Below are 22,842 nucleotides of genomic sequence, written 5' to 3'. Positions count from 1 at the left end.
AAACGCGGCCGGGTGTATGCAGGCCTACTGTGCCGGACATGGACCTTCGACCCATCCTGATCCTCATCGCGGTGGCGTCGGTCGCCGCGGGGTGCACCACCCACACGGTCGCGCCCGAAGCGAGTCCACACGGGACCGGCGTGCCGCCCGCCGCCCTGGGGGAGGCGCCGCCTCCACCCGGCCCTCGGGAGGTCGGCGCGAACGAACTGGGCGTCGTTCCGGTGCTCATGTACCACCGCGTCGTGCCGGACCCCACGTCGGTGTACGACAGGACTCCCGAGGATTTCCGGGCGGAGTTGCAGCGCCTCGCCGACGAGGACTACGTGCCGGTCACCACCGCCGAGTTGGCCACGGGGCGGCTGGACCTGCCCGCCGGTACTCACCCCGTGGTGCTGACGTTCGACGACGGTGACCCGAGCACCCTGCGGATGGAGGGCGACGCCGTCGCCCCCGACACGGCGATCGGGGTGTTGCTGGAGGTCGCGCGGGACAACCCGGGGTTCCGGCCCACCGCGAGCGTCTACGTCAACGAGGAGCCCTTCGGAGGCGGGCAGGCCGGTCGGCGGGCACTGCGCTGGCTGGTCGACAACGGCTTCGAGGTCGGCAATCACACTCTCGGCCACACCAACCTCGGCACGGCCTCGCCGGAGGCGGCCGAACAGGCCATCGCCGAGGGTGACGCGCTGATCCGCGAGGTGGTTCCGGCCTATGAACCCGCGTCGCTCGCGCTGCCGTTCGGCGTTCGACCGAGTCCTGCCGAGCTCGCGCGCAGCGGTGACGGCTACGACTACCGGGCGGTGCTCCTGGTGGGGTCGAACCCCGCGCCCTCGCCGTTCGCGAGGGAGTTCGATCCGTCGGCCGTGCCCCGGATCCGTTCGCAGGGACCGGGCGGACCGGAAGCGGAGTTCGGGTCGACCGTGTGGCTGGACCGGCTCGCCGGTAGCGGGCAGCTCTACACCTCCGACGGCGACCCCAGGCGGATCTCGTACCCGCGGGGCGACGACACCCTGAATCCCGAGTTCGCCGAGGCCGCCGCGCCGTACTGACCGGCGTCACCGGATGAGGTCACGACCGTGGCCCGGACGGGTGGTCGAGAGCTGGTGCGCGCGTGAAGCGGGTAGGCGGTCTCGTGACGTTCAGTGGAGGGAAGCTATGCGAACAGTGACCGGTGGTCGAGTGGTGGCGGCGGTCTGCGTCTCGGTGGCGCTCGTCGGGGCACCGGTCGCGTCCGCGGTGCAGTCGGCACAGTCCGAGCCCGCCGTGCCGACCGCCTCGGTCGGCCACACGGTGCACGCCCAGGAGTCGAACACCGACGAGCCGCCGTGGGGCCTTCTGGGGCTCGTGGGGCTGCTCGGCCTCGCCGGCCTCGTCCGCAGACGGCGCAAGCCCGTCGTGGCCGACCCGCTGGCGGCCTACCCGGTGATGCGGGAGGCGGCCCGCCGCGATCCCGCGCCCTCGCCGCGCGGCGCGACCGCCGTGCGGGTGGCGCAGCGGCTCGGGCGACCGGCGACGACCACCGGACGAAGCGACGAGTCGGCGGTCACCACGAACAGCACGAGCGCCGCACGGCCAGCACGACCGCGCGCGAGTACGCCTCCGGCGATCCCGGCCCAGAACCGTGGCGGCCACGAGCAGGTCCCGTACACGCCCCGCCCGAAGCCTGCCCAGCCCACGGCCTACCTGCCCGCGGTGTCGTCGTCGCCCACCAGCGTCACCAGGGACGGCAGCATCCGACTCTCTCCCGCACCGCCGCTGCACGCCGGCCGCCTCAGCCGAGCGAACCGGGACGTCCCCGAGCCTCCCCGCGCGCCCGGTGACGCGTCGGCCGAGCCGCAGTGGCCGCGCCGCGACTATGACTGACCCGCGTCACCGCCGCCGGGAGAGCACCGTCCGGCAGCCGTACACCGCGGCGCCGACCGCCAGCACCGCGACGCCGCTCAGGACCGAGGTCCACGGCAGCGCGACCGCCAGCACCACGCACCCGAGCAGCCCGACGACCGGCAGAAGCCGCCCGGCCCCCAGAGTCCAGGCGCTCACGTTGGCGATCGCGTAGTACACCAGCACCGCGAACGACGAGAACCCGATGACACCGCGCAGGTCCGCGGTCGTGGCGAGGACGGCGACCACCGCCCCGACGACCAGCTCGGCGTGGCGGGGAACGCGGTGACGCGGATGCACTGTGGACAGAGTGCGGGGCAGATGACCGTCCCGGCTCATCGCGAGCACGGTGCGGGACACACCCAGCAGCAACGTGAGCAGCGCCCCGCACGCGGCGACCACCGCCCCGACCCGCACCACTGGAGCGAGCGCGGCCCAGGACGTCGTCTCCACGGCGTGGGCGAGCGGGTCCGGCTGCGACGCCAGCGACGCCGCACCGAGTTGGGCGAGCATCGCCAGCGTCAGCACGAGATAGACCGCGAGCACGATCGCGAGTGCCGTCCGGATGGCTCGGGGAATGGTCCGCCTCGGGTCCCGCACCTCCTCGCCGAGCGTCGCGATGCGGGCATACCCCGCGAAGGCGAAGAACAGCAGCCCCGCCGCTTCCACCACTCCCCACGGGTCGGCTGCTGTCGTGGCGGACACGCGGGCGGCGGAGACGTCACCACCCACCACCACGGCGAGGACGACGAAACCCAGCACCAGCAGGCTGAACGCCACGAGCAGCCGAGTCGCGAGCGCGGACTTGCGGACGCCCGCGTAGTTGACACCGGTGAGCACCGCCACCACGCCGGCCGCGACCAGGCCCCGCCACGGCTGGGGAAGCTGCGGGGCCGCGTAGGTGACCACGGTCAGGGCCATCGCCGCGCAGCTCGCGACCTTGCCGACCACGAACCCCCAGCCGGCGAGATACCCCCAGAACGCTCCCAGACGTTCCCGCCCGTACACGTACGTGCCCCCGGCGTCGGGGTAGCGGATGGCGAGCCGGGCCGAGGCCGTCGCATTGCAGTACGCGACGAGCGCCGCGAGCGCGAGCGCGAGCAGCACACCCGTCCCGGCCGCGCTCGCGGCCGGGGCGAGCGCGGTGAACACGCCCGCTCCGATCATCGAGCCCAGACCGACGAGGACGGCGTCGCCCGTGTCGAGCGTGCGACGCAGGCGCGGGGCAGAAGGCATGGATGCAACCTAACCCGGGCCCCGTTACGTCCAGTCGGACATGAGGTGGATTCGAGGAATGATCGCCGCGGCGGCCTTGCTGACCGTGACGGCATGTGGAGAGCAGGCGGACACCACCGACAGCGGGGCGGGAGGGAATGGCGACGCGCCGCCCGCGTCGCAGGAACTGTCGCGCGCCCCGGAGGAGGTGCCCCACGACGGGCCGGTCCCGGTGGGCCAGATCGACTCGAAGGCGCTGCCCGAGGGTTACCCGGTCGACGTGAGCGTGTCCGACAAGGGACACACGCTCACCGTCGTGGCCCAGGAAGGCGGATGCACGAAGGCGAGTGCGGAGCTGGCCGAGGAGACCGGCGAACGCGTCACCGTGACGCTGATCGAGTCGAATCCGGCCGACAAGAACGTCATGTGCACCATGGACATGCGCTACCCACCGCTCACAGTGGAGCTCGACGCGCCGCTGGGGGACCGTGAGGTCGTGCTCGACCACGAGCAGGCCACGCACTGACCGCAGGCACCGACGCCGCGCGGGCTGACGCCGGGGAATCCTCCCCAGGCGTCAGCCCGGCGCCGGCTCACGAGCGGAACGAGATCTGGAGCACCGGCTCCGAGGTGTCGGCGAAGAAGTCGTTGCCCTTGTCGTCGATCACGATGAAGGCGGGGAAGTCCTCGACCTCGATGCGCCACACCGCTTCCATGCCGAGCTCCGGGTACTCCAGGACCTCGACCTTCTTGATGCAGTCCTGCGCGAGCCGCGCCGCGGGACCGCCGATCGATCCGAGGTAGAAGCCGCCGTGCGCGCGGCACGACTCGGTGACCTGCTTCGAACGGTTGCCCTTGGCCAGCATCACGAGAGACCCGCCCGCGGCCTGGAACTGGGCCACGTAGGAGTCCATCCGGCCCGCCGTGGTCGGACCGAAGGACCCCGAGGCGTAGCCGTCCGGCGTCTTCGCGGGACCGGCGTAGTACACCGGGTGGTCGCGAAGGTACTGCGGCATCTCCTCACCGGCCTCCAACCGCTCCGCGATCTTCGCGTGTGCGATGTCGCGGGCCACCACGAGCGGGCCGGTCAGGCTCAGCCGGGTCTTCACCGACAGGCTCGACAGCTGCTCGCGGATCTCCGACATCGGCCGGTTGAGGTCGACCTGGACGACCTCGTCCGACAGCTGGTCGTCGGTGACGTCGGGCAGGAACCGGGCCGGGTCCCGTTCCAGCTGCTCGATGAACACGCCCTCGGGCGTGATCTTCGCCTTGGCCTGGCGGTCGGCCGAGCACGACACGGCGATGCCCACGGGGCACGAGGCGCCGTGGCGGGGCAAGCGGATCACGCGGACGTCGTGGCAGAAGTACTTGCCCCCGAACTGGGCCCCGATGCCGAACTGGCGCGTCATCTCCAGCACCTGCTGCTCCAGCTCGACGTCGCGGAAGCCGTGGCCGAGCTCGGAACCCTCGCGGGGCAACTCGTCGAGGTAGCGCGCCGACGCGAGCTTCGCGACCTTGAGGTTGTGTTCCGCGGACGTGCCGCCGACGACGATCGCCAGATGGTAGGGCGGGCAGGCCGCCGTGCCGAGGCTGCGCAGCTTCTCGTCCAGGAACCGCGCGAGCCGCTTCGGGTTCAGCACGGCCTTGGTCTCCTGGTAGAGGAAGGTCTTGTTCGCGCTGCCGCCGCCCTTGGCCATGAACAGGAACTCGTACGACGGGTCGGCGTCGCGCGCACCGTCCTTGTGGAACAGCTCGATCTGCGCGGGCAGGTTCGTGCCCGTGTTGCGCTCCTCCCAGAAGTTGATCGGCGCCATCTGCGAGTAGCGCAGGTTCAGCTCCTGGTACGCCTCGAAGATGCCCTTCGACAGCGCCCGCTCGTCGTCACCCCCGGTGAGCACGCCCTCGGCGCGCTTGCCCATGACGATCGCCGTTCCCGTGTCCTGGCACATCGGCAGCACACCGCCCGCCGAGATGGCGGCGTTGCGCAGCAGGTCCATCGCCACGAACCGGTCGTTGCCGCTCGCCTCGGGGTCGTCCACGATCGCGCGCAGCTGCGCGAGGTGCGACGACCGCAGCAGGTGCTGGATGTCGGTGATCGCCGTGCGGGCGAGCAGGGTCAGCGCTTCGGGTGCGATCTCGAGGAACCGCCGCCCCGCGGCCTCCACGACCTGCACACCCTCGGTCGTCACGAGCCGGTACTCGGTGGTGGTGTCCTCACCGAGCGGGAGAAGGTCGGTGTGGTTGAACTCGCGTGTGGTGCGGGCCGGGGACGACCCCGGCCCGGGAGTGGTCACAGTCACAGTCCGGGCTCCGTTGCGCGTGGTCAGGGGACTAGACCGTATCGCGCGATCGGCGCCTCAGGTGGAGACCCACGCCGCTGCGCGATGCAGATCACCGTCCGCCGACGTCGCATCCGAGCGGCGGAGCCGTCGAGTCGGGGACGAGAGAAAGTGGGGATTCGTCCGGGACGTTCGTGGGTCGGAAGGCCGGGCCCACCCCGACGGACCCGACCTTCCGGGGCAGGCGACCGGCGAGCCCGGCCGCGAGGACCATCACCCGCGAGGACGTGGCGTCGTCCACCCTCGTGCCACGAACGACAACGGTCGAGACCGCGCCGTCGTCAGCGCGTCCTCGACCGTCTCGCGAACCCGGACGCCGGTCAACGCGCCGTCCGGGTGATGTGTCTGCTGTTGTGGTGACGGGCCGTGGTGGCCGCGTCAGCTCGCGTAGGCCCGCAGCCGGTCCGCCCGCTCGCCGTGGCGGAGCTTGGACATGACCTCGCGCTCGATCTGGCGCACCCGCTCGCGGGACAGGCTGAAGTGCTTGCCGATCTGGTCCAACGTGCGCGGCTGACCGTCGTCAAGGCCGTATCGGAGGCGGATCACCTGCTGCTCCCGGTCGTCGAGCGTCGCGAGAACGCGGCGCAGGTCGTCGGACAGCAGCGTGGAGATCACCGTGCTCTCCGCGTCCGTGGCCTCGGAGTCCTCGATGAAGTCGCCCAGCGGGGCGTCCTCCTCGGTGCCCACCGGCATGTCGAGACTCACCGGGTCGCGGGCGTGGTCGAGCAGGCTCGCCACCTTGCTCTCCGCGATGCCGGACTCGGCGGCCAGCTCCTCGTTGGTGGCCTCGCGGCCGAGGCGCTGGTGCAGGTCGCGCTTGATGCGTGCCAGCTTGTTGACCTGCTCCACGAGGTGCACGGGAAGGCGGATGGTGCGGCCCTGGTCGGCCATGCCGCGGGTGATGGCCTGGCGGATCCACCACGTCGCGTACGTCGAGAACTTGAAGCCCTTGGCGTAGTCGAACTTCTCGACCGCACGGATCAGGCCCAGATTGCCCTCCTGGATCAGGTCCAGCAGGGGCATCCCGCGGCCGGTGTAACGCTTGGCCAGCGACACGACCAACCGGAGGTTCGCCTGCAACAGGTGGGTCTTGGCCTGCTCGCCGTCGCGCACGATCATCGCCAGTTCCGCCCTGCGCTCCCGGGAGAGGTCGTCGGAGGTGTCCAGCATGTGCCGGGCGAACACTCCCGCCTCGATCCGCTTGGCGAGGTCGACCTCCTGTGCCGCGGTCAACAGTGCCGTCTTGCCGATCCCGTTCAGGTACACCCGAACCAGGTCGGCGGCGGGGCCCTGCGCGTCGAGGTCGGGCTGTTCCTCCATGGGCACAGGCACAACGTCGTCGGTGGCGGGCGAGGGAATGCTACGTTCGCGGATACCGCGAGCCTCTCGTTCGAGTGTCTGGACGGACATCTTGCCTCCCCGGTCAACGGGCTGACGTGTCGTGCATCGTTCACGCCTGCTTCTTGCACGAGGCGAGCCTGTGGAACCCACCCCGCGTGCCCGGCTCCCCGGCCGGACACCTCAGTCAACGCGGAGGTGTGCCGAATCGTTCCCGAGCGGGGGAAGCCTGTTGAGTGCCTCACGCCGAGGCATCCCCGGCTCGGGCCCACGCGTGGACCGGGGTTGGGCGTTCTCGTCAGCGAGACACCGGGTTCGGGCCGCCCGGGGCCACTGTGGACCGGGCAGGCAGTGTCCCTGGACGTCCCAGGACGGACGGAGCGGCTGTGCATCCGGACGGCTGTCAGACCTCCACGAGGACCGTGAAGGGGCCGTCGTTCACGCTGTGCACCGACATCATCGCGCCGAACCGGCCGGTCTCCACCCGAGCGCCCCGCTCGCGCAGTCGCTGCACCACGGCATCGACGAGTGGCTCAGCGTGTTCGGGTCGTGCGGCGGCGGTCCAGGTTGGACGCCTGCCCTTGCGGGTCTCGCCGTAGAGCGTGAACTGGCTGACCACGAGCAGTGGCGCTCCGGTGGTGGCGCACGACTCCTCGTCGCGGAGGATGCGCAGTTCGTGAAGCTTGCGCGCCATCGTGTCCACCTGGGCCGAGGTGTCGTCCACGTGGACACCGAGCAGCACGAGCAGCCCGGGTTCGTCGAGCGCGCCGACGACCTCGCCGTCCACCGTCACCGACGCCTCGGTGACGCGCGCGACGACCGCCCTCATTCCGCCACCTCCAACATGCCGTGGCGCACGAGGTCGGCGACCAGCGGTCGGGCGGCCGTGCGCAACATCTCCGAGTCCTCGCCGTGGGCGGCCGCCAGCAGCTCCAGCAGGTCGGTCATCGGCAGCGCACCGCGGCAGCCCGCCAGCAACGCGGCCGTGAGCTCGTCCAGTTCGTGCTGCCAGCCGGGCCCGTCGGAACGGTGCAACCGGCGCACGACCGTGGACCAGCCTTCGTCGCCGGGCGCGTCGATCCGTTCGAGTGCGACGGTGTCGGGCACGCGGTAGGCGACGTCGAGCAGGTCGTGCGCGTGGTCACGCAGCCAGTCGACGCGGTCGAGCCACGCCGCCGCCTCCTCCCCGAGCGGATCGTCGAAGGCGTGTCGCAGGTCCTCGCACACCACCGTGGGAGCCGCCGCATCCGTACGACGCAGCGTCACGAAGCCGAAACCGATGCCCTCCACGTCGTTCTCGCCGAACCAGTCCAGCCACGCCCCGGCCTTCGCGCGGCCCTCGGGCGAGCGCGGGTCGATACCGGCGTCCCGCAGCCACGTGCCCACGTAGAGCGCGGGGTCGGCGACGTCGCGTTGCACGAACCAGGCGTCGGTGTGGGCAGGTAACCACCGGTGAACGCGGTCCGCCCAGTCCTCGCCCCGCACGTGCAGCCAGGAAGCCAGCAGGTGCCCGGAGCCGCCGTCGGTGAGGAACGCGGGGAGCTGCCGCACGAGCAGCGCGCTGGCGTCGTCGCCGGCGAGGCCGGAGTCCCGGTACACGTAGTCGACCCTCGGGGGCCCGACGACGAAGGGGGGATTGCAGACGATCCGGTCGAAACGGCGTCGGGCGACGGGCGCGAACCACTCACCCTGCAGCAGTTCGACGTCGAGCTCGTTGAGGGCGAACGTGGCCGCCGCGAGCCGCAACGCGCGAGCGGACGCGTCGGTGGCCGTGATCCGGTCCGCGTAGCGACTCGCGTGCAACGCCTGCACGCCGTTGCCGGTGCCGAGGTCCAGCACGCTGCCGGCAGGCCGCCTGCTGGTGGCCCGGACGAGGCTCAGCGACGCGTGCCCGACGCCGAGCACGTGATCGGGCGAGGCCGGGACCCCGGCCTGCTCGGGATCGAGGTCGGAGACGACCCACCAACTGCCGTGCTCGTCGCCGTGCGGGCGGATGTCGAAACCGGCCCGGAGTTCGACGCCGGTCTCGCGCACGATGCCCGTGGCGAGTGCGTCGTCGAGCGGCAGCGGCCCCAACGCCGAACGAACCTCGTCGGCGGGCACGCTCTCACCCAGCAGGAACAGCCGCACGAACACGCCCAGCGGGCCCGCGTCGCGGCTCACGCGCGAGGCCGGTTCGGGTTCGCCGCGTCCGAGCGCGGCATGGGCCTGTGGCCCCAGGAGCTCGACCACGCCGTCGGCGTCGTAACGCGCACTGCGGAACGCGTCGCGCAGGCGGGCGCAGGTCTCGGCGGAGAACTCGGGCAAAGCATCGTTCACGGTGTGTCATCGTCCCACGCGACCTGCACGAGCCGGGGGCGGGCGGTCTCTCGACGCACCAGCAGTCCCCGCCCGGGTGGCGGGTGTCCGACTCGACACCGAATGTGACGGGGCCGATTTTCGTGACCGACCGGGGTGTCGGCGTCGGGCACCCGGTGGGAGCATGGAGAACGGAGGTGAGGCGGTGAACGAGCACGACAAGCACGCCGACCCGGTGCTGATCACCGAGGCCGCGCTCTCCTTCGACGATGAGATGGCTCAGCGCAAACGCAAGTACGTCATCATGATGAGCATGCGGGTGCCGTGCCTCGTTCTCGCCGGAGTCTTCTACCACACCTGGTGGCTCGCGATGGCACTCGTTCTGCTGTCGGTTCCGCTGCCGTGGGTGGCGGTGTTGATCGCCAACGACCGTCCGCCCCGGAAGTCCGAACGGGTCAGCAGGTTCCAGCGCAGTGCACGCGCGATCGAGAACAGCTCGCACCGCGTGATCGACTCGTCGGAGAAGCGACCAGAGCGTTAGCTGGGCGGCCTCGCCGACTGCTCGTGCGAGCAGCCGGCGAGACCACTCTCCGCCGGACGCTGCTAGGGCTGGGCTCCCACCTGGCTCACTGCCCGGGCACCGAGCGACGCGCCCGCGGTGAGGACCGCGCGCGGAGCGTCGCCGCGCAGCCAGGCCGCGAGAACGCCTGCGTCGAACGCGTCCCCCGCGCCGGTGCTGTCGACACACGGCACGGTTTCGGCGGGGGCCGTGACGATGCCGTCGTCGTCCACCCAGGCCGCGCCGTCCAGGCCGAACGTGACCGCGACCGCGCCGACGGTGCCGAGCAGTTCCCGCGCGCCCTCGGGCTCCTGCGACCCGGTGAGCGCGCGCAACTCGTCGGCGTTCGGGAGCAGCAGGTCCACGCCCCGTACGTCGTCGAGGAACGCGGCGGGATCGGTGAGCAACGCGGCCGCCTGCGGGTCCACCGACGTCGTCAGCCCGAGTCGGCGGGCGAGCGCGAGGGCTTCGAGACCGCCGGGCCGCGACGACGGGTCCAGCAGGACGTAGCCGGACAGGTGCAGGTGCCGGGCGCCGGCGAGGGCGGCCGCGGTGACGTCCTCGGGCCGGAACCGCTTGTTGGCACCGCGGTCGGGCAGCATCGTGCGCTGCCCGTCCCCGTCGACGAGCACGACGACACAGCAGGTCGCGGTGTCGGTGTCGACGGCGAACTCGCAGTGGACGTCGGCGGCCTGCAGCTCGTGCCGCACCAGGCGACCACCCGCGTCGTCGCCGACACGGGCCACGAGCGTGGTCTCGACACCGAGTTCCCGCAACCACAGGGCCGTGTTGGCCCCCGCGCCACCTCCGGTGACGGTCACCGCGGCGCGGGCGTCACCGCCGTAGACGATCGGCTCGGAGTGCCGGGCCACGATGTCGAGACCGACGTCTCCCACGACCACGACCTTCATCGGGCCAGCTCCACGGCGACGTTCGAGGCGAGCCGGGCGTTGGCCACCACGAGCGCCTCGTTGGCGTCGAGGCTCGCTCCACCGCTGGCCGTGTGGAAGTGCTCCAGCAACACGGGAGTGACGTCGGAGCCGCTCACGCCGCGCTCCCGCACCAGCTCTAACCCCTCGGCGAGCAGGCGGTCGTGCAGCGCGCGGTCGAGTTCGTGCTCGGCCGGGACGGGGTTGGCCAGCAGCACGCCCGAGTCGGAGAACGCCCGGTGCGCGGCGAACACGGCGGCGGCCTGTGCGGGGTCGTCGACCCGGCGCGGCACGGACAGGCCCGACGAGCGGAGGTAGAACGCCGGGAAGTCGTCGGTCCGGTAGCCGAGGACGGGCACCGAGTTCGTCTCCAGCACTTCGAGTGTGGCGGCGATGTCGAGGATCGACTTCATACCCGAGCACACCACCAGAACCCCGGTGCGCGCGAGTGTCCCGAGATCGGCGGAGACGTCCCAGGTGAGGTCCGAGCCCGGCAGCGGGTGGTGCACACCGCCGAGCCCACCGGTCGCGAACACCGAGATCCCGGCGGCGTGGGCGAGCGCGGCCGTGCCGGCCACGGTGGTGGCGCCGGAGGTCCGCAGGGCCACCGCGGGCCCCAGATCCCGCAGCGACAGCTTGTCGAGGTCCGCGTCGGGCGCGCACACCCGTTCCAGCTCGGCGTCGGTCAGCCCCACCCGGGCGACGCCGTCGAGCACGGCGATCGTGGCGGGCACGGCACCCGTCTCGCGCACGGTGTTCTCGAGGCGCCGGGCCACGTCGAGGTTGCGGCCCGGAGGCAGGCCGTGGGACAGCAGGGTGCTCTCGAGCGCGACGACCGGGGTGCGGGTGGCCACGGCGTCGGCGACCTCGGAGGACAGCGACAGGGAGGTGTGGAGCGTGTTGGTCACGGGTACGCATCCTCGTGCATCCCGTGTACCGCAACGCATGGGGCATCATGGAAGGCGTGAGTACGATGACGCTGCCTGATGTCGAGACCCGGCCGGAGAGCACCGACACCACGGACGACGACTCTCCGAAGATGTTCCACTACGTGCGCAAGAACAAGATCGCCGAGAGCGCGGTCATGGGCACGCACGTGGTGGCGTTGTGCGGGGAGGTCTTCCCCGTGACGAAGTCGCCGAAGCCGGGGTCGCCGGTCTGCCCCGAGTGCAAGCGCATCTTCGAGAAGATGCCTTCCGGTGGCGACGAGTGAGGTCCGGGTGACGACCGGCTCAGTCCGGTTCTCCCCGCTGCGGGCTCTCGGTCGCGCCGGGGTCCGCAGCGGCGGCCGGTGACGCCGGGTCCCGATCTCCTTCGGTCTGACGCGGCGCCTCGCCTCCGTCGTGGTTCCCGCGTCGCTCGTCGCGTTCGGTGTCGGCGGACGGCGCCGCCTCCTGTTCCCGCTGGTCCCGCGTGTCGGACTCGCCCCGCCACGGCCGCAGCAGGGGTTGCGTGGTGCGGTGCCAGAGGTTGCCGCGGTCCTCGTCCTCGGCGCGCATGCGCTCCTTGAGCCGTTCCATCTCCAGCCTGCGCCACTTGCGGCGTTGCCTGCGGGTCATCTTGGCGGGCCAGAGCTCCTGGATGGCGCTGTTGAAATAGGCGCCCGCCACGATGGCCAGCCCGATGAAGAACGTGAACAGCAGGAACGCGATGGGCGTGGCCAGCGCACCGTAGGTGTAGCCGGTCGTGGTGATCCACGCGATGTACACCCGCAGGCCGACGCTGGACAGCAGGAAGATCACCATCGCGAGCATCGCGCCGGGCAGGCCGCGGTGCCACGGCAGCTTGCGGGGCAGCGCCAGCTTGTAGAGCGTGGCGAGCGCGAGCACGAGCAGCACCCCGACGGTGGGGTAGTAGAGGACGCTCAGCCACGACGAGATCGTCGGCTGCCACTCGTCGGGGAAGAACTCCGGCAGCAGGTCGGGCCCGATCGCGATGATCGGCAACCCGATGACGAGCAGGACGAGGCTGGCCATGTACAGCAGCAGCGCGAAGATGCGCTGCCACACCTCGTTGCGCACCCCGTACTGGTCGTGGGCCACGGTGATGGCGTCCACGAACGACGACATGGCCGACGAACCCGCCCACAGGGAGATGAGGAAGCCCACGGACACGATCTCGCCTTTGCCCGTGGTCAGGATGTCGTCGACCGTCGGTTCGATGATCTGGTGCACGACGCTGCCGCTGAAGACGGTCTCCGAGAAGGCGATGATCTTGTCGTGCACCTGGCGGACGATGTTGTCGCCGAACCACTCGCCGATGAACCCGAGACTGCCCAGCAGCCCGAGCAGCAGCGGCGGGAGGGACAGCGTCTGCCAGAACGCGGCCTCGGCCGCTTCCGAGAAGATGTTGCCGTCCCAGGCCTTGCTCATCGTGCGCCCGAGTAGCCGCACAGGACCCTTGCGCCGGACCCCTCGCGTGGGCCGGCGTTCGTTCTCACCCTCCGCAGGGCCGTTCGCAGGGCCGTCCGTGGTGCCGTCGTCTCGGGTCTGCATCGCGGTTCCAAGCATGGTCCATGTGACCCACCCCGGCTCGGTCACCCCTGCGGCGTGTCCTTTCCGAGATCGGAATCGGGGCTCCGGGTAGGCTTTCGCGGAGCACCCTCACCGACCCCGGCACGGCTGCCGGCCGCGAACCGGTCGTTGTCGTGAGGGTTTTGTCTGTCCCTGTGTCGAGGAGTTGGAGCGTCGGTGTCGGAGACCGCACAGGCTCACCAGGGCGCGCAGGGTTACGCCGCCCCCGAGCCCGCGCACGACGCGACGGCCCGCCCCCTACGTGCGTGGCAGCGTCGGGCGCTCACCAAGTACCTGACCCGCAAGCCGAAGGACTTCCTGGCCGTGGCGACGCCCGGCGCGGGAAAGACCGTGTTCGGCCTGAGAGTGGCCGCCGAGCTGCTGTCCGACCGGACCGTCGAGGCGATCACCATCGTGACGCCGACCGAGCACCTCAAACACCAGTGGGCGGAGTCGGCGGCGCGCGCGGGGATCGCCATCGACTCGAACTTCCGCAACGGCACGGGCGTGACGTCGTCGGACTACCAGGGTGTCGCGGTCACGTACGCGCAAGTGGCCGCCCATCCGACGCTGCACCGGGTGCGCACCGAGAACCGCAAGACGCTGGTGATCCTCGACGAGATCCACCACGCCGGCGATGCCAAGTCGTGGGGCGACGCGGTCTTCGAGGCGTTCACACCCGCCACGCGACGGCTCGCGCTGACGGGTACGCCGTTCCGCAGTGACGACTCACCGATCCCGTTCGTGACCTACGAGCCGGACGCCGACGGCGCGCTGCGGAGCAAGGCCGACCACTCCTACAACTACGCCGACGCACTCGCCGACAAGGTCGTGCGGCCGGTGGTGTTCCTGGCGTACTCCGGCGAGGCGTCGTGGCGCACGAGCGCGGGGGACGAGTTCACCGCGCGGCTCGGTGAGCCGCTCACCGCGGAGCAGACGGCGCGCGCGTGGCGGACGGCTCTCGACCCGGCGGGGGAGTGGATGCCCGCCGTGCTCCAGGCCGCCGACACGCGGTTGTCGCAGCTCCGGGCCGGCGGGATGCCCGACGCGGGTGGCCTCGTGATCGCCACCGACCAGGAGACGGCGCGCGCCTACGCCAAGCTGCTCGCGGGCATCTCCGGGGAACCGCCTGTGGTGGTGCTCTCCGACGATCCCAAGGCCACCAAACGCATTGCCGAGTTCTCCGAGTCGAACGATCGCTGGCTCGTGGCCGTGCGCATGGTGTCGGAGGGCGTCGACGTGCCGAGGCTGGCCGTCGGCGTGTACGCCACGAGTGCGTCCACACCGCTGTTCTTCGCCCAGGCCATCGGCCGGTTCGTGCGGTCCCGGCAACCGGGGGAGACGGCGAGCGTCTTCCTCCCCAGCGTGCCGGTGCTGCTCGAACTGGCGAGTGAGCTGGAGGCCGAGCGGGACCATGTGCTCGGCAAGCCGCACCGTGAGAAGGACGGGTGGGACGACGAGCTCCTCGTCGCGGCCAACCGCACCGACGACGAGCGGGGTGAGGAGGAGAAGTCCTTCACCGCGCTCGGGGCTCAGGCCGAGCTCGACCAGGTGATCTACGACGGCAACTCGTTCGGCACGGCCGTCTTCTCCGGCAGCGAGGAGGAGCAGGAGTACCTGGGGCTGCCCGGGTTGCTGGATGCCGACCAGGTTCGGGCGTTGCTGCGCAAGCGGCAGGAGGAGCAGCTCGCCGATGCGTCTCGGCGCAAGGCCAAGGCCGAGGAGCCGCCCGCGCCCGCGCCCCGGCCGACGTCGGTGAACGAGCGCCTCAAGTCCCTGCGCAAGGAACTCAACACGCTGGTGGGCCTGTACCACCACCGGACCCGCAAGCCTCACGGCGCGATCCACAACGAACTGCGCCGTATCTGTGGTGGCCCGCCGACCGCGATGGCCACCGTGGAGCAGCTCGAGGAGCGGATCGCCACGCTCCGGTCCTGGTAGCCCGACCGGCCCCGAGCGTCCCCCACGGCATCGAAGCACGTCACGGTTGCGTTTCGGCGCTTGCTCTGGATCGATACAGGTATTCCTTTCCCATGGTCGGCTGCATATGTTGTCGCGCACAACATTCTCACCGGGGAAGGTGTGACGATGCGACGACGCTTCCGACTCCGCGCCTGTGCTGCGGCGCTGGGTGCTGCCCTGACCCTGTCGGCCTGCGGGGCCAACGCCGGCGGCGATGCCGCCTCCGGGGACGACTCCGACGCCGGGCAGGGGTCCGCCCCGCTCGGCAAGGTGGGCGTGATCCTGCCCGAGACGGCCTCGTCGGCCCGGTGGGAGGGCTTCGACAAGCCGATGCTGGAGGAGGCGCTGCGCGCCGAGGGCTTCGACCCGGACATCCAGAACGCGCAGGGCGACGTCCAGAAGTTCTCGACGCTGGCCGACGGCATGATCGCCCAGAACGTGAAGGTGCTGATCATCGCCTCGATCAACAGTGAGGTCGGCGGGGCCGTCGCGGCCAAGGCGAAGGCCGCGGGCATCCCCACCATCGACTACGACCGCCTGAACCTCGGCGGCAGTTCCGAGTACTACGTGTCCTTCGACAACGTCCGCGTCGGCGAACTGCAGGGCGAGGGACTCGTCGAGGCACTCGACGGCAAGAAGGGCGCGGAGGTCGCGGAGATCATCGAGATCGAGGGCGCGCCCACCGACCACAACGCCACGCTGTTCCACGAGGGCCAGCGCAACGTGCTGCAGCCCCTGTACGACGCCGGTGAGCTCGAACTCGTCCAGAGCCAGCCCATCGAGCAGTGGAACAACCAGGAGGGCGGCCGGATCTTCGAGCAGATCCTGACCTCCAACGGCGGTGAGGTCGACGGCGTCGTCGCCGCGAACGACGGGCTCGCCAGCGCGGTGATCACCGTGTTGAAGAAGTACGGGCTCAACGGATCGGTGCCGGTGACCGGGCAGGACGCCACGGCGGAGGGACTGCGCTCCGTGCTGCGGGGCGACCAGTACATGACCGTCTTCAAGCCGGTCAAGGAGGAGGCGGAGGCCACCGCCAAGCTCGCCGCCGCACTCGCCGAGGGTGACACCGCCGCGGCCGACGCGGTCGCCCAGGACGTCAGCGAGGACCCGAAGGGCGAGCGCGAGGTCGCGTCGGTGCTGCTGGAGCCCTACCTGATCACGAAGGACGAGGTGAAGCGGGTCGTCGACGAAGGCTACGTCGCGGCCGACGAGATCTGCGCGCAGGACCTCGCCGACGTGTGCGCCGAGCTCGGGATCGGGTGAGGCGGCCGTGAGCGACACCGTGGCGGCGGACGTCCCCGAGGCCGTGCTCGACCTGCGCGGCGTCAACAAGAGCTTCGGTCCCGTGCACGTGTTGCACGACGTGGACTTCGCGGTGCGAGCCGGTGAGGTCACCGCCCTCGTCGGCGACAACGGAGCCGGGAAGTCCACGCTGGTCAAGAGCATCGCCGGAATCCATCCCGTCGACTCGGGCACCATCCGGTTCCGGGACCGCGAGGTGGCGATCCGCAGTCCCAAGGACGCGGCCGACCTCGGCATCGAGGTCGTGTACCAGGACCTGGCTCTGGCCGACAACCTCGACATCGTGCAGAACATGTTCCTCGGCCGGGAGCGGGGGAGCGCGTGGCTGCTCGACGAGGCCGGCATGGAGGAGGCGGCGCGCCGCACGCTGGCGTCGCTGTCGGTGCGCACGGTGAAGTCCGTGCGCACCCCGGTCTCGGCGCTGTCCGGCGGGCAGCGGCAGACCGTGGCCATCGCCAAGTCGGTGCTCTGGGACAGCTCGGTCGTGCTGCTCGACGAGCCCACGGCCGCGCTCGGCGTGGCGCAGACACGACAGGTGCTCGACCTGGTGCGCAGGCTCGCGGAGCAGGGTCTCGGAGTGGTCCTGATCAGCCACAACATGGCTGACGTCTTCGAGGTGTCCGACCGCATCGCGGTGCTCTACCTCGGCCGCATGGTGGCCGAGGTGCGCACCAAGGACGTCACGCACGCCCAGGTCGTCGAGTTGATCACCGCGGGGCGTTCCGGCGACCTCGGACTCGCCAGGCCCGAGACCGCGGCCCTCTGACCGGACATTTCGCACAAGAGGACTGACATGACTCAGACTCCCACCGCGCAGCAGAGCGCGGCGATCTCCGACTTCGGGATCGACACCACCGCGATGTCGACGTCCGAGGTGATGCGCGACTACCTCGCGCGCCTGCGTGCCGGGCAGCTCGGATCGGTCCCCGCTCTGCTGGGGCTCGTCGCGCTCGTCGTGGTGTTCGCCGCCCTGTCGGACGTCTTCCTGTCACTGAACAACCTCGCGAACCTGCTCGCGCAGGGCGCCGGGCAGACCATCATCGCGATGGGCATCGTGTTCGTCCTGCTCGTCGGTGAGATCGACCTGTCGGCGGGCACCGCCTCCGGGGTCACGGCCGCGGTGCTCGCGATGCACTTCGTCGAGAACGGCAACCTGCTCGGCGGCATGGGCTCCGGCGTGTTCGTGGCGTTCAACGCCGTGCTGGCCCTCGCAGCGGTCCTCGCGCTCCTCCTGCGCATCTGGGCGGGCGCGGCGCTGTCGGTGCTCGGCATCGTGCTCGCCGTGTCCGGCCTCACGGCCAACCCGTGGGTGGAGATCGTGCTCGCGCTCTGCGTGGGTACGGCGATCGGCTGCATCACCGGGTTCCTCGTGGCCCGGATCGGGATGCCGTCGTTCGTGGTGACGCTCGCGTTGTTCCTCACCTGGCAGGGCGTGATCCTGCAGTTCATCGGTGAGGGCGGGGTGCTCGGCATCTCCACGTCGCCGGTGCTCAACGCGGTGGCGAACGGCAACCTCTCGGTCGTGGGAAGCTGGGTGCTCTTCGTCGTCGCGGTGGGCGGCTTCGCCGCGGTCACCGTCGGCAGGCACGTGCGGCGGTTGCGCCGCGGGCTGGTGACCCAGCCGACCGCCGTGGTCGCGCTCAAGGTCGGCGGGCTCGCCGTCCTGGGCGCGGTGGCGACCGTGCTGCTCACCGTGAACCGGTCGCCGAACCCGACCGTCGAGATCCGCGGGGTGCCGTACGTGGTGCCGATCGTGCTGGCGCTGCTGGCTGTCGGGACCTACGTGTTGAACCGCACCCGCTACGGCAGGCACATCTACGCCGTGGGCGGCAACCGGGAAGCCGCGCGCAGGGCGGGCATCGACGTCACGCGCGTGCGGGCGAGCGTGTTCGTCGTGTGCTCCTCCGTGGCCGCCCTGGGCGCCGTCGTCTACTCGTCGAAGGTCGGATCCGTCGACCCGCAGGCGGGCGGGCTCAACACGTTGCTGTTCGCGGTGGGAGCCGCCGTGATCGGCGGGACGTCGCTGTTCGGCGGCCGGGGCAGGGTGTCCGACGCCGTCATCGGTGGCACCGTCCTGGCCGTGGTGTCCAACGGCCTCGGGCTGCTCCAGCAACCCGCCGCCGTCGTGTCGATCGTGACGGGACTCGTCCTGCTGCTCGCGGCCACCGTGGACGCGGTCTCCCGCAGGCGCGCGGCCGGCGCAGCCCGGTGACGCGGCCGATGCGACGATTGCGGCCGTGACCAGCACGCCTGTGGCCCGGCCCGACGAGGTGAGGCGATACAACCGCGCGAGCCTGCTGCGACTGCTCCACCTCGACGGGCCGAGCACGCGGGCCGAGCTCGCGTCCGAACTCGGCCTGAACCGCAGCACGATCAAAGCCCTCGTCGACGGGCTCGCCGAGTCGGGCGTGGTGGCCGAGCGCGTGCCGCGCCCGGGGCGGCAGGCGGGCCGGCCGTCGTTGCTCGTCCTGCCCCAACCCGAGGCCGCGGTCGTGCTGGCGGTGGACATCCAGGTCGAGCACGTCGCGCTCGCTCTGATCGGTCTCGGCGGTGAGATCCTCGGCCGCAACAGCTGGAAACTCCACAGCCGGACCCGCGCTCCCGGCGAGGTGCTCACGCGCATCGTCGACGCCACCGCGCCGCTGGCGGCCGATCTGGGAGTGCGTCCGGTCGCCTGTGGTGTCTCGGTGCCGGGCGTGGTCCGCCGTCTCGACGGGCACGTCCACGAGGCGCCGAACCTGCGGTGGAGCGACGTGGCGTTGGGACAGCGGCTGGCCGCCGCGCTGGAGATCCGTGTGGTCGTGGGCAACGACGCCGAACTCGGGGCGCTGGCCGAGCATCTGCGGGGGACGGCGAAGGGCGTCGACGACGTCGTCTTCGTCTCGGCCGACGTCGGAGTGGGCGGTGGGGTCATCGCCCAGGGCACCGCGCTGCGCGGCACGACGGGGTACGTGGGCGAGCTGGGGCACATGGCCGTGCGTCCACAGGGACGCGACTGCTACTGCGGCAGCCGTGGGTGTTGGGAGACGGAAGTCGGGGAGGCCGCCTTCTGCCGGGCTCTGGGGCTGCCCGAGGACAGTCCGCGAGGCGCCGTCGTGGTGGAGTTGCGCAAGCTCGCGAACGACCCGGCGGCGGCGCGTCGGCGGCTCGGGGACCTCGCCGAGTGGCTCACCATCGGTCTCGTCAACGTGGTGAACCTGCTGGGGCCCGAACTCGTGGTGCTCGGCGACCTGTTCACCGGTCTCCCGGACGCGGTGCTGCACGACGTCACGGACAGCCTGCGGCACCGCAGCATGGTGAGCCGCGCCATGGGAGGAGTCCGCGTGGAGCGCTCGACACTCGGGCGCGACGCCAAGCTCCTCGGCGCGGCGGAGGTCGCCTTCGAAGAGATCATGGACACGGTGTGACGCCCGGCGGCACCGCGCTGACTCGCACATGACGACGGGGGCGAAAATCCCGTTTCAGGATCTCCGCCCCCGCTCACACTCCGTGCTTGGCTGGGTGACAGCGTCAGCGCTGGATGTCGGCGTCCAGCTCCTTCAGCTTGGCCTCGTACTCCCGGCCGTGGTGGCCACAGAACAGAAGCTCTCCGCCGTTCGGGAGAACGGCACGCATCTTTGCGGCTGCTCCGCAACGGTCACAACGGTCCGCAGCGGTCAGTTCGGGGCGGGTGAGCGTCGTCGTTGTCATTGGAGTCTCCCTCCGTCCCGGCATCGCCGGCCGATGCCATCGTTCAGCCACCACCACCGTGGTCGGACCTACCGCCTGATCGCGGTGGTGCGCTGCCTCCACTCTTGCAGACGTTTTGGCTCTCGCAAGTGTTCCCAGGCCCTGTGGGACCCGTGTCACGCCGGATTACACCGAATGTCGCAGCGTGGCCGGAAAGGGGTCGAAAAGGGGCTGGAAACCGGGCCATTCCCGCCGAAACCACCCCGGTGACCACGGGTTTCGTCCGCTCGGGCACCATAGGGCCGCGTGACGAATCCTCCCGTTCGGCGGGCACTGAACGCCCTTCCCGCGCCGGTCCTGTTCGTTCTCAGCGGAATTTCGATGTACGTCGGCGCGGCGCTCGCGGTCTGGATCTTCGACGTCGCCACGCCGGCCGGAGTCGCCTGGCTGCGCTGCCTCGGGGCGGCCCTCATCCTGCTGCTGTGGCGGCGACCGGGGCGACCCGCGTGGCGGGGACGCGCGTTGCTGCTCGCGGGCACCTTCGGGGTCGTCACAGCCGGGATGAACGTGCTCTTCTACGAGGCCATCGCGCGGTTGCCGTTGGGCACCGTGGTGGCCATCGAGTTCGCCGGTCCCGTTCTCGTCGCCGCGCTCGGCTCGCGTGGAGCGAGGGACTTCGCGGCGGTCGCCGCTGTCACGCTGGGTGTCGTCCTGATTGCCGACGTCCAATGGGCGGGCAGTCCGAGCGGCGTCGCGTTCGCACTCGGCGCGGCGGCGGCATGGGCGGGCTACATCGTGCTCGGCAGCCGCGTCGCGCTCGCGGGCAACGGCGTGGACGGCTTGGCGGTCGGATTCGTCGTCGCCACGGTGGTGCTCTCACCGCTGGCGCTCGGCACGACGGCCGTGTGGGGCCAGCCCGACCTCCTGGCCTTCGCCGTCGGTGTGGCCCTGCTGTCGACGGTCGTTCCCTACGTGCTGGACCAAGTGGTGCTGCGACGTCTGGGGCAGGCCCGGTTCGCCCTGTTGCTCGCCCTGTTGCCGGTGACCGCGGCGGTCATCGGATTCGTGGTGCTGGGTCAGGTGCCGACGCTCGTCGAGGCACTCGGCATCCTCGCCGTGATGGTGGGAGTGGCGTTGCGTTCGGGTGCCGGCACGCGCACCCGGCGCATGAGCCGGGGCCGGGAAGATCGCCGGGCGTCGGACGATCTTCCCGGCCCCGAATCGTGACCGGCTGGTTGGTGCGTCAGTCCAGATAGTCGCGCAGGACCTGCGACCGGGACGGGTGGCGCAGCTTCGACATGGTCTTCGACTCGATCTGCCGGATGCGCTCCCGGGTCACGCCGTAGACCTGGCCGATCTCGTCCAGGGTGCGCGGCTGGCCGTCGGTGAGCCCGAACCGCAGGCGCACCACGCCGGCCTCACGCTCGGACAGCGTCTGCAGTACCGACTGCAGCTGGTCCTGCAGCAGCGTGAACGACACGGCGTCGACGGCCACGACGGCCTCGCTGTCCTCGATGAAGTCACCGAGCTGCGAGTCGCCCTCGTCGCCGATCGTCTGGTCGAGCGAGATCGGCTCGCGCGCGTACTGCTGGATCTCGAGGACCTTCTCGGGGGAGATGTCCATCTCCTTGGCGAGTTCCTCGGGAGTGGGCTCGCGGCCCAGGTCCTGCAGCAGCTCGCGCTGGATGCGGCCGAGCTTGTTGATGACCTCGACCATGTGCACCGGGATACGGATGGTGCGGGCCTGGTCGGCCATGGCGCGGGTGATGGCCTGGCGGATCCACCACGTCGCGTAGGTGGAGAACTTGAAGCCCTTGGTGTAGTCGAACTTCTCGACCGCACGGATCAGGCCCAGGTTGCCCTCCTGGATCAAATCCAGGAACGCCATGCCCCGGCCGGTGTAGCGCTTGGCGAGCGACACCACGAGCCGGAGGTTGGCCTCCAGCAGGTGGCTCTTGGCCCGCTCGCCGTCACGCACGATCCACTTGAGGTCGCGGCGCATCTGGGTGGAGAGCTTCTCGCCCTCCTCCTCGACGACGCGCAGCCGCTCGGCAGCGTAGAGGCCCGCCTCGATGCGCTTGGCGAGCTCCACCTCCTCCTCCGCGTTGAGCAGCGCGACCTTGCCGATCTGCTTGAGGTACGCGCGGACGGAGTCGGCGGACGCGGTCAGCTCCGCGTCCTTGCGCGCCTGCCGCAGCGCCTCGGACTCCTCCTCGTCCCAGACGAAGTCGGGGTCGTTGCGGTTGTTGCCCGAGTCGTCGGACTCGTCCGAGTCCTCGGTCACCGTCGCATCGACGACGTCGACCTCGACCGCGTCAACGTCGAGGTCCGACAGGTCGACGTCCTCGAGCTCGGCGCCGTCGACGTCCGCGCCGTCGGCGGAGGTCTTGGCCTTGCCCTTCGCGCCCTTGGTGCTCTTGGCCCGCGTCGTCTTGGTCTTGTCCTTGGCGGTGGTGGTCTTGCGGGACTTCGCGGGCGCCTTCTTCGCGGCCGTCTTGCGACCCGACGACTTCGTGTCCGGCGTGGCCGTCCCGTCGACGGACGCCGTCTGGTCGTCGGCAGTCGTCGGTTCGGCGGCGCTCGATGTCTTCGTCCCGCTTCGGGTTGCGGTCTTTGCGGCTGCCACGTACGCCCTTTCGCAGCGGTCGGTCACGACGAACCGAGACGTGAGGGTCCCGGCTGCCTCAGGTTCGGGAAACTTTGACCCGGCCTGCGGTTTTGTCTCCCGCAGCCGAGAGCCGTGTTCCATTGTAACGACGGCGGCGGTCGTCGTCGCACCCGCGATCACGTTGCGGGGCCCTCCGCGGCGCGCCGCGCGGTGGCCGCCGCCTCCTCGA

21 protein-coding genes are annotated in these 22,842 nt (G+C 70.8%); 11 read left to right on the top strand and 10 right to left on the bottom strand.

The annotated features are described in order from the left end of the window. Positions 1-38: 38 nt before the first annotated feature. Positions 39-1,046 (top strand): polysaccharide deacetylase family protein, encoded by a 1,008-nt coding sequence (locus SACAZDRAFT_RS05570; protein WP_005439485.1) that lies wholly within the window; start codon positions 39-41, stop codon positions 1,044-1,046. 106 nt (positions 1,047-1,152) lie between these two features. Beyond that, entirely contained in the window at positions 1,153-1,860 is a 708-nt protein-coding gene (locus tag SACAZDRAFT_RS22915; protein WP_005439483.1) for a WGxxGxxG family protein, read from the top strand. A 6-nt stretch (positions 1,861-1,866) separates the two neighbouring features. On the opposite strand, the gene SACAZDRAFT_RS05560 is transcribed toward SACAZDRAFT_RS22915, so the two are convergent. Then, on the bottom strand, positions 1,867-3,114 hold the full coding sequence (locus SACAZDRAFT_RS05560; RefSeq protein ID WP_005439482.1) for an APC family permease: 1,248 nt from the start codon (positions 3,112-3,114) through the stop codon (positions 1,867-1,869). Positions 3,115-3,172: 58 nt separating this feature from the next. On the opposite strand from SACAZDRAFT_RS05560, the gene SACAZDRAFT_RS05555 reads away from it, so the two are divergent. Next, the gene (locus tag SACAZDRAFT_RS05555) at positions 3,173-3,619 is read left to right on the top strand and encodes a hypothetical protein (RefSeq protein WP_005439481.1); all 447 of its coding nucleotides are present in this window, start codon (positions 3,173-3,175) and stop codon (positions 3,617-3,619) included. Between the two features lie 67 nt (positions 3,620-3,686). On the opposite strand, the gene SACAZDRAFT_RS05550 is transcribed toward SACAZDRAFT_RS05555, so the two are convergent. From SACAZDRAFT_RS05550 to SACAZDRAFT_RS05530, 4 genes are all read right to left on the bottom strand, one after another. Further along, positions 3,687-5,393 carry a fumarate hydratase gene (locus SACAZDRAFT_RS05550; RefSeq protein WP_005439480.1) on the bottom strand — a complete coding sequence of 569 codons (1,707 nt, stop codon included), beginning with the start codon at positions 5,391-5,393 and terminating at the stop codon, positions 3,687-3,689. Positions 5,394-5,810: 417 nt separating this feature from the next. Then, on the bottom strand, positions 5,811-6,842 hold the full coding sequence (locus SACAZDRAFT_RS05540) for a sigma-70 family RNA polymerase sigma factor (protein WP_005439479.1): 1,032 nt from the start codon (positions 6,840-6,842) through the stop codon (positions 5,811-5,813). A 331-nt stretch (positions 6,843-7,173) separates the two neighbouring features. Beyond that, on the bottom strand, positions 7,174-7,599 hold the full coding sequence (gene dtd / locus SACAZDRAFT_RS05535) for a D-aminoacyl-tRNA deacylase (RefSeq protein ID WP_005439478.1): 426 nt from the start codon (positions 7,597-7,599) through the stop codon (positions 7,174-7,176). Further along, on the bottom strand, positions 7,596-9,089 hold the full coding sequence (locus tag SACAZDRAFT_RS05530; RefSeq protein WP_005439477.1) for a DUF7782 domain-containing protein: 1,494 nt from the start codon (positions 9,087-9,089) through the stop codon (positions 7,596-7,598). Before SACAZDRAFT_RS05530 ends, dtd begins: the two co-directional genes overlap by 4 nt. A gap of 163 nt (positions 9,090-9,252) precedes the next feature. On the opposite strand from SACAZDRAFT_RS05530, the gene SACAZDRAFT_RS05525 reads away from it, so the two are divergent. Then, positions 9,253-9,609, top strand: a complete 357-nt coding sequence (locus SACAZDRAFT_RS05525) for a DUF3099 domain-containing protein (RefSeq protein ID WP_005439470.1) — start codon at positions 9,253-9,255, stop codon at positions 9,607-9,609. A gap of 62 nt (positions 9,610-9,671) precedes the next feature. On the opposite strand, the gene SACAZDRAFT_RS05520 is transcribed toward SACAZDRAFT_RS05525, so the two are convergent. Then, the gene (locus SACAZDRAFT_RS05520; protein ID WP_005439468.1) at positions 9,672-10,538 is read right to left on the bottom strand and encodes a carbohydrate kinase family protein; all 867 of its coding nucleotides are present in this window, start codon (positions 10,536-10,538) and stop codon (positions 9,672-9,674) included. Next, positions 10,535-11,503: a pseudouridine-5'-phosphate glycosidase gene (locus tag SACAZDRAFT_RS05515; protein ID WP_176662550.1), complete on the bottom strand. Its 969-nt coding sequence runs from the start codon at positions 11,501-11,503 to the stop codon at positions 10,535-10,537. Before SACAZDRAFT_RS05515 ends, SACAZDRAFT_RS05520 begins: the two co-directional genes overlap by 4 nt. 8 nt (positions 11,504-11,511) lie before the next feature. On the opposite strand from SACAZDRAFT_RS05515, the gene SACAZDRAFT_RS05510 reads away from it, so the two are divergent. After that, positions 11,512-11,769 carry a DUF3039 domain-containing protein gene (locus SACAZDRAFT_RS05510; RefSeq protein ID WP_176662549.1) on the top strand — a complete coding sequence of 86 codons (258 nt, stop codon included), beginning with the start codon at positions 11,512-11,514 and terminating at the stop codon, positions 11,767-11,769. Positions 11,770-11,788: 19 nt separating this feature from the next. Here SACAZDRAFT_RS05510 and SACAZDRAFT_RS05505 read toward each other — a convergent pair whose 3' ends face one another. Further along, positions 11,789-13,051 carry a YihY/virulence factor BrkB family protein gene (locus SACAZDRAFT_RS05505; RefSeq protein ID WP_005439462.1) on the bottom strand — a complete coding sequence of 421 codons (1,263 nt, stop codon included), beginning with the start codon at positions 13,049-13,051 and terminating at the stop codon, positions 11,789-11,791. Between the two features lie 195 nt (positions 13,052-13,246). Between SACAZDRAFT_RS05505 and SACAZDRAFT_RS05500 the strand changes: the two genes are divergently transcribed. From SACAZDRAFT_RS05500 to SACAZDRAFT_RS05480, 5 genes are all read left to right on the top strand, one after another. Beyond that, entirely contained in the window at positions 13,247-15,010 is a 1,764-nt protein-coding gene (locus tag SACAZDRAFT_RS05500) for a DEAD/DEAH box helicase (protein ID WP_005439461.1), read from the top strand. 147 nt (positions 15,011-15,157) lie between these two features. Next, positions 15,158-16,297: a sugar ABC transporter substrate-binding protein gene (locus SACAZDRAFT_RS05495; protein ID WP_005439460.1), complete on the top strand. Its 1,140-nt coding sequence runs from the start codon at positions 15,158-15,160 to the stop codon at positions 16,295-16,297. Positions 16,298-16,304: 7 nt separating this feature from the next. Next, positions 16,305-17,102 carry an ATP-binding cassette domain-containing protein gene (locus SACAZDRAFT_RS05490; RefSeq protein ID WP_005439459.1) on the top strand — a complete coding sequence of 266 codons (798 nt, stop codon included), beginning with the start codon at positions 16,305-16,307 and terminating at the stop codon, positions 17,100-17,102. A 27-nt stretch (positions 17,103-17,129) separates the two neighbouring features. Beyond that, positions 17,130-18,548 carry a sugar ABC transporter permease gene (locus SACAZDRAFT_RS05485; RefSeq protein ID WP_005439458.1) on the top strand — a complete coding sequence of 473 codons (1,419 nt, stop codon included), beginning with the start codon at positions 17,130-17,132 and terminating at the stop codon, positions 18,546-18,548. A gap of 25 nt (positions 18,549-18,573) precedes the next feature. Further along, entirely contained in the window at positions 18,574-19,743 is a 1,170-nt protein-coding gene (locus tag SACAZDRAFT_RS05480) for an ROK family transcriptional regulator (protein WP_005439456.1), read from the top strand. Between the two features lie 103 nt (positions 19,744-19,846). Here SACAZDRAFT_RS05480 and SACAZDRAFT_RS05475 read toward each other — a convergent pair whose 3' ends face one another. Then, positions 19,847-20,026, bottom strand: a complete 180-nt coding sequence (locus SACAZDRAFT_RS05475) for a DUF7455 domain-containing protein (protein WP_005439446.1) — start codon at positions 20,024-20,026, stop codon at positions 19,847-19,849. Between the two features lie 360 nt (positions 20,027-20,386). Between SACAZDRAFT_RS05475 and SACAZDRAFT_RS05470 the strand changes: the two genes are divergently transcribed. Then, entirely contained in the window at positions 20,387-21,232 is an 846-nt protein-coding gene (locus tag SACAZDRAFT_RS05470) for an EamA family transporter (protein WP_157607077.1), read from the top strand. A gap of 16 nt (positions 21,233-21,248) precedes the next feature. Here SACAZDRAFT_RS05470 and SACAZDRAFT_RS05465 read toward each other — a convergent pair whose 3' ends face one another. After that, positions 21,249-22,631 carry an RNA polymerase sigma factor gene (locus tag SACAZDRAFT_RS05465; protein ID WP_269726602.1) on the bottom strand — a complete coding sequence of 461 codons (1,383 nt, stop codon included), beginning with the start codon at positions 22,629-22,631 and terminating at the stop codon, positions 21,249-21,251. Positions 22,632-22,842: the final 211 nt, after the last annotated feature.

This window comes from Saccharomonospora azurea NA-128, assembly GCF_000231055.2.
GTDB lineage: Bacteria > Actinomycetota > Actinomycetes > Mycobacteriales > Pseudonocardiaceae > Saccharomonospora > Saccharomonospora azurea.
This window is presented reverse-complemented; position numbering and strand designations above follow the sequence as displayed.

Bases quoted from the DNA above. Each gene is read 5' to 3' on its own strand.
- SACAZDRAFT_RS05510 (WP_176662549.1), top strand. From the start codon at position 11,512: ATGGAAGGCGTGAGTACGATGACGCTGCCTGATGTCGAGACCCGGCCG.
- SACAZDRAFT_RS05495 (WP_005439460.1), top strand. From the start codon at position 15,158: ATGCGACGACGCTTCCGACTCCGCGCCTGTGCTGCGGCGCTGGGTGCT.
- SACAZDRAFT_RS05555 (WP_005439481.1), top strand. From the start codon at position 3,173: ATGATCGCCGCGGCGGCCTTGCTGACCGTGACGGCATGTGGAGAGCAG.
- SACAZDRAFT_RS22915 (WP_005439483.1), top strand. From the start codon at position 1,153: ATGCGAACAGTGACCGGTGGTCGAGTGGTGGCGGCGGTCTGCGTCTCG.
- SACAZDRAFT_RS05540 (WP_005439479.1), bottom strand. From the start codon at position 6,842: ATGTCCGTCCAGACACTCGAACGAGAGGCTCGCGGTATCCGCGAACGT.
- dtd (WP_005439478.1), bottom strand. From the start codon at position 7,599: ATGAGGGCGGTCGTCGCGCGCGTCACCGAGGCGTCGGTGACGGTGGAC.
- SACAZDRAFT_RS05560 (WP_005439482.1), bottom strand. From the start codon at position 3,114: ATGCCTTCTGCCCCGCGCCTGCGTCGCACGCTCGACACGGGCGACGCC.
- SACAZDRAFT_RS05515 (WP_176662550.1), bottom strand. From the start codon at position 11,503: ATGCGTTGCGGTACACGGGATGCACGAGGATGCGTACCCGTGACCAAC.
- SACAZDRAFT_RS05485 (WP_005439458.1), top strand. From the start codon at position 17,130: ATGACTCAGACTCCCACCGCGCAGCAGAGCGCGGCGATCTCCGACTTC.
- SACAZDRAFT_RS05505 (WP_005439462.1), bottom strand. From the start codon at position 13,051: ATGCAGACCCGAGACGACGGCACCACGGACGGCCCTGCGAACGGCCCT.
- SACAZDRAFT_RS05470 (WP_157607077.1), top strand. From the start codon at position 20,387: ATGTACGTCGGCGCGGCGCTCGCGGTCTGGATCTTCGACGTCGCCACG.
- SACAZDRAFT_RS05520 (WP_005439468.1), bottom strand. From the start codon at position 10,538: ATGAAGGTCGTGGTCGTGGGAGACGTCGGTCTCGACATCGTGGCCCGG.
- SACAZDRAFT_RS05525 (WP_005439470.1), top strand. From the start codon at position 9,253: ATGGAGAACGGAGGTGAGGCGGTGAACGAGCACGACAAGCACGCCGAC.
- SACAZDRAFT_RS05570 (WP_005439485.1), top strand. From the start codon at position 39: ATGGACCTTCGACCCATCCTGATCCTCATCGCGGTGGCGTCGGTCGCC.
- SACAZDRAFT_RS05475 (WP_005439446.1), bottom strand. From the start codon at position 20,026: ATGACAACGACGACGCTCACCCGCCCCGAACTGACCGCTGCGGACCGT.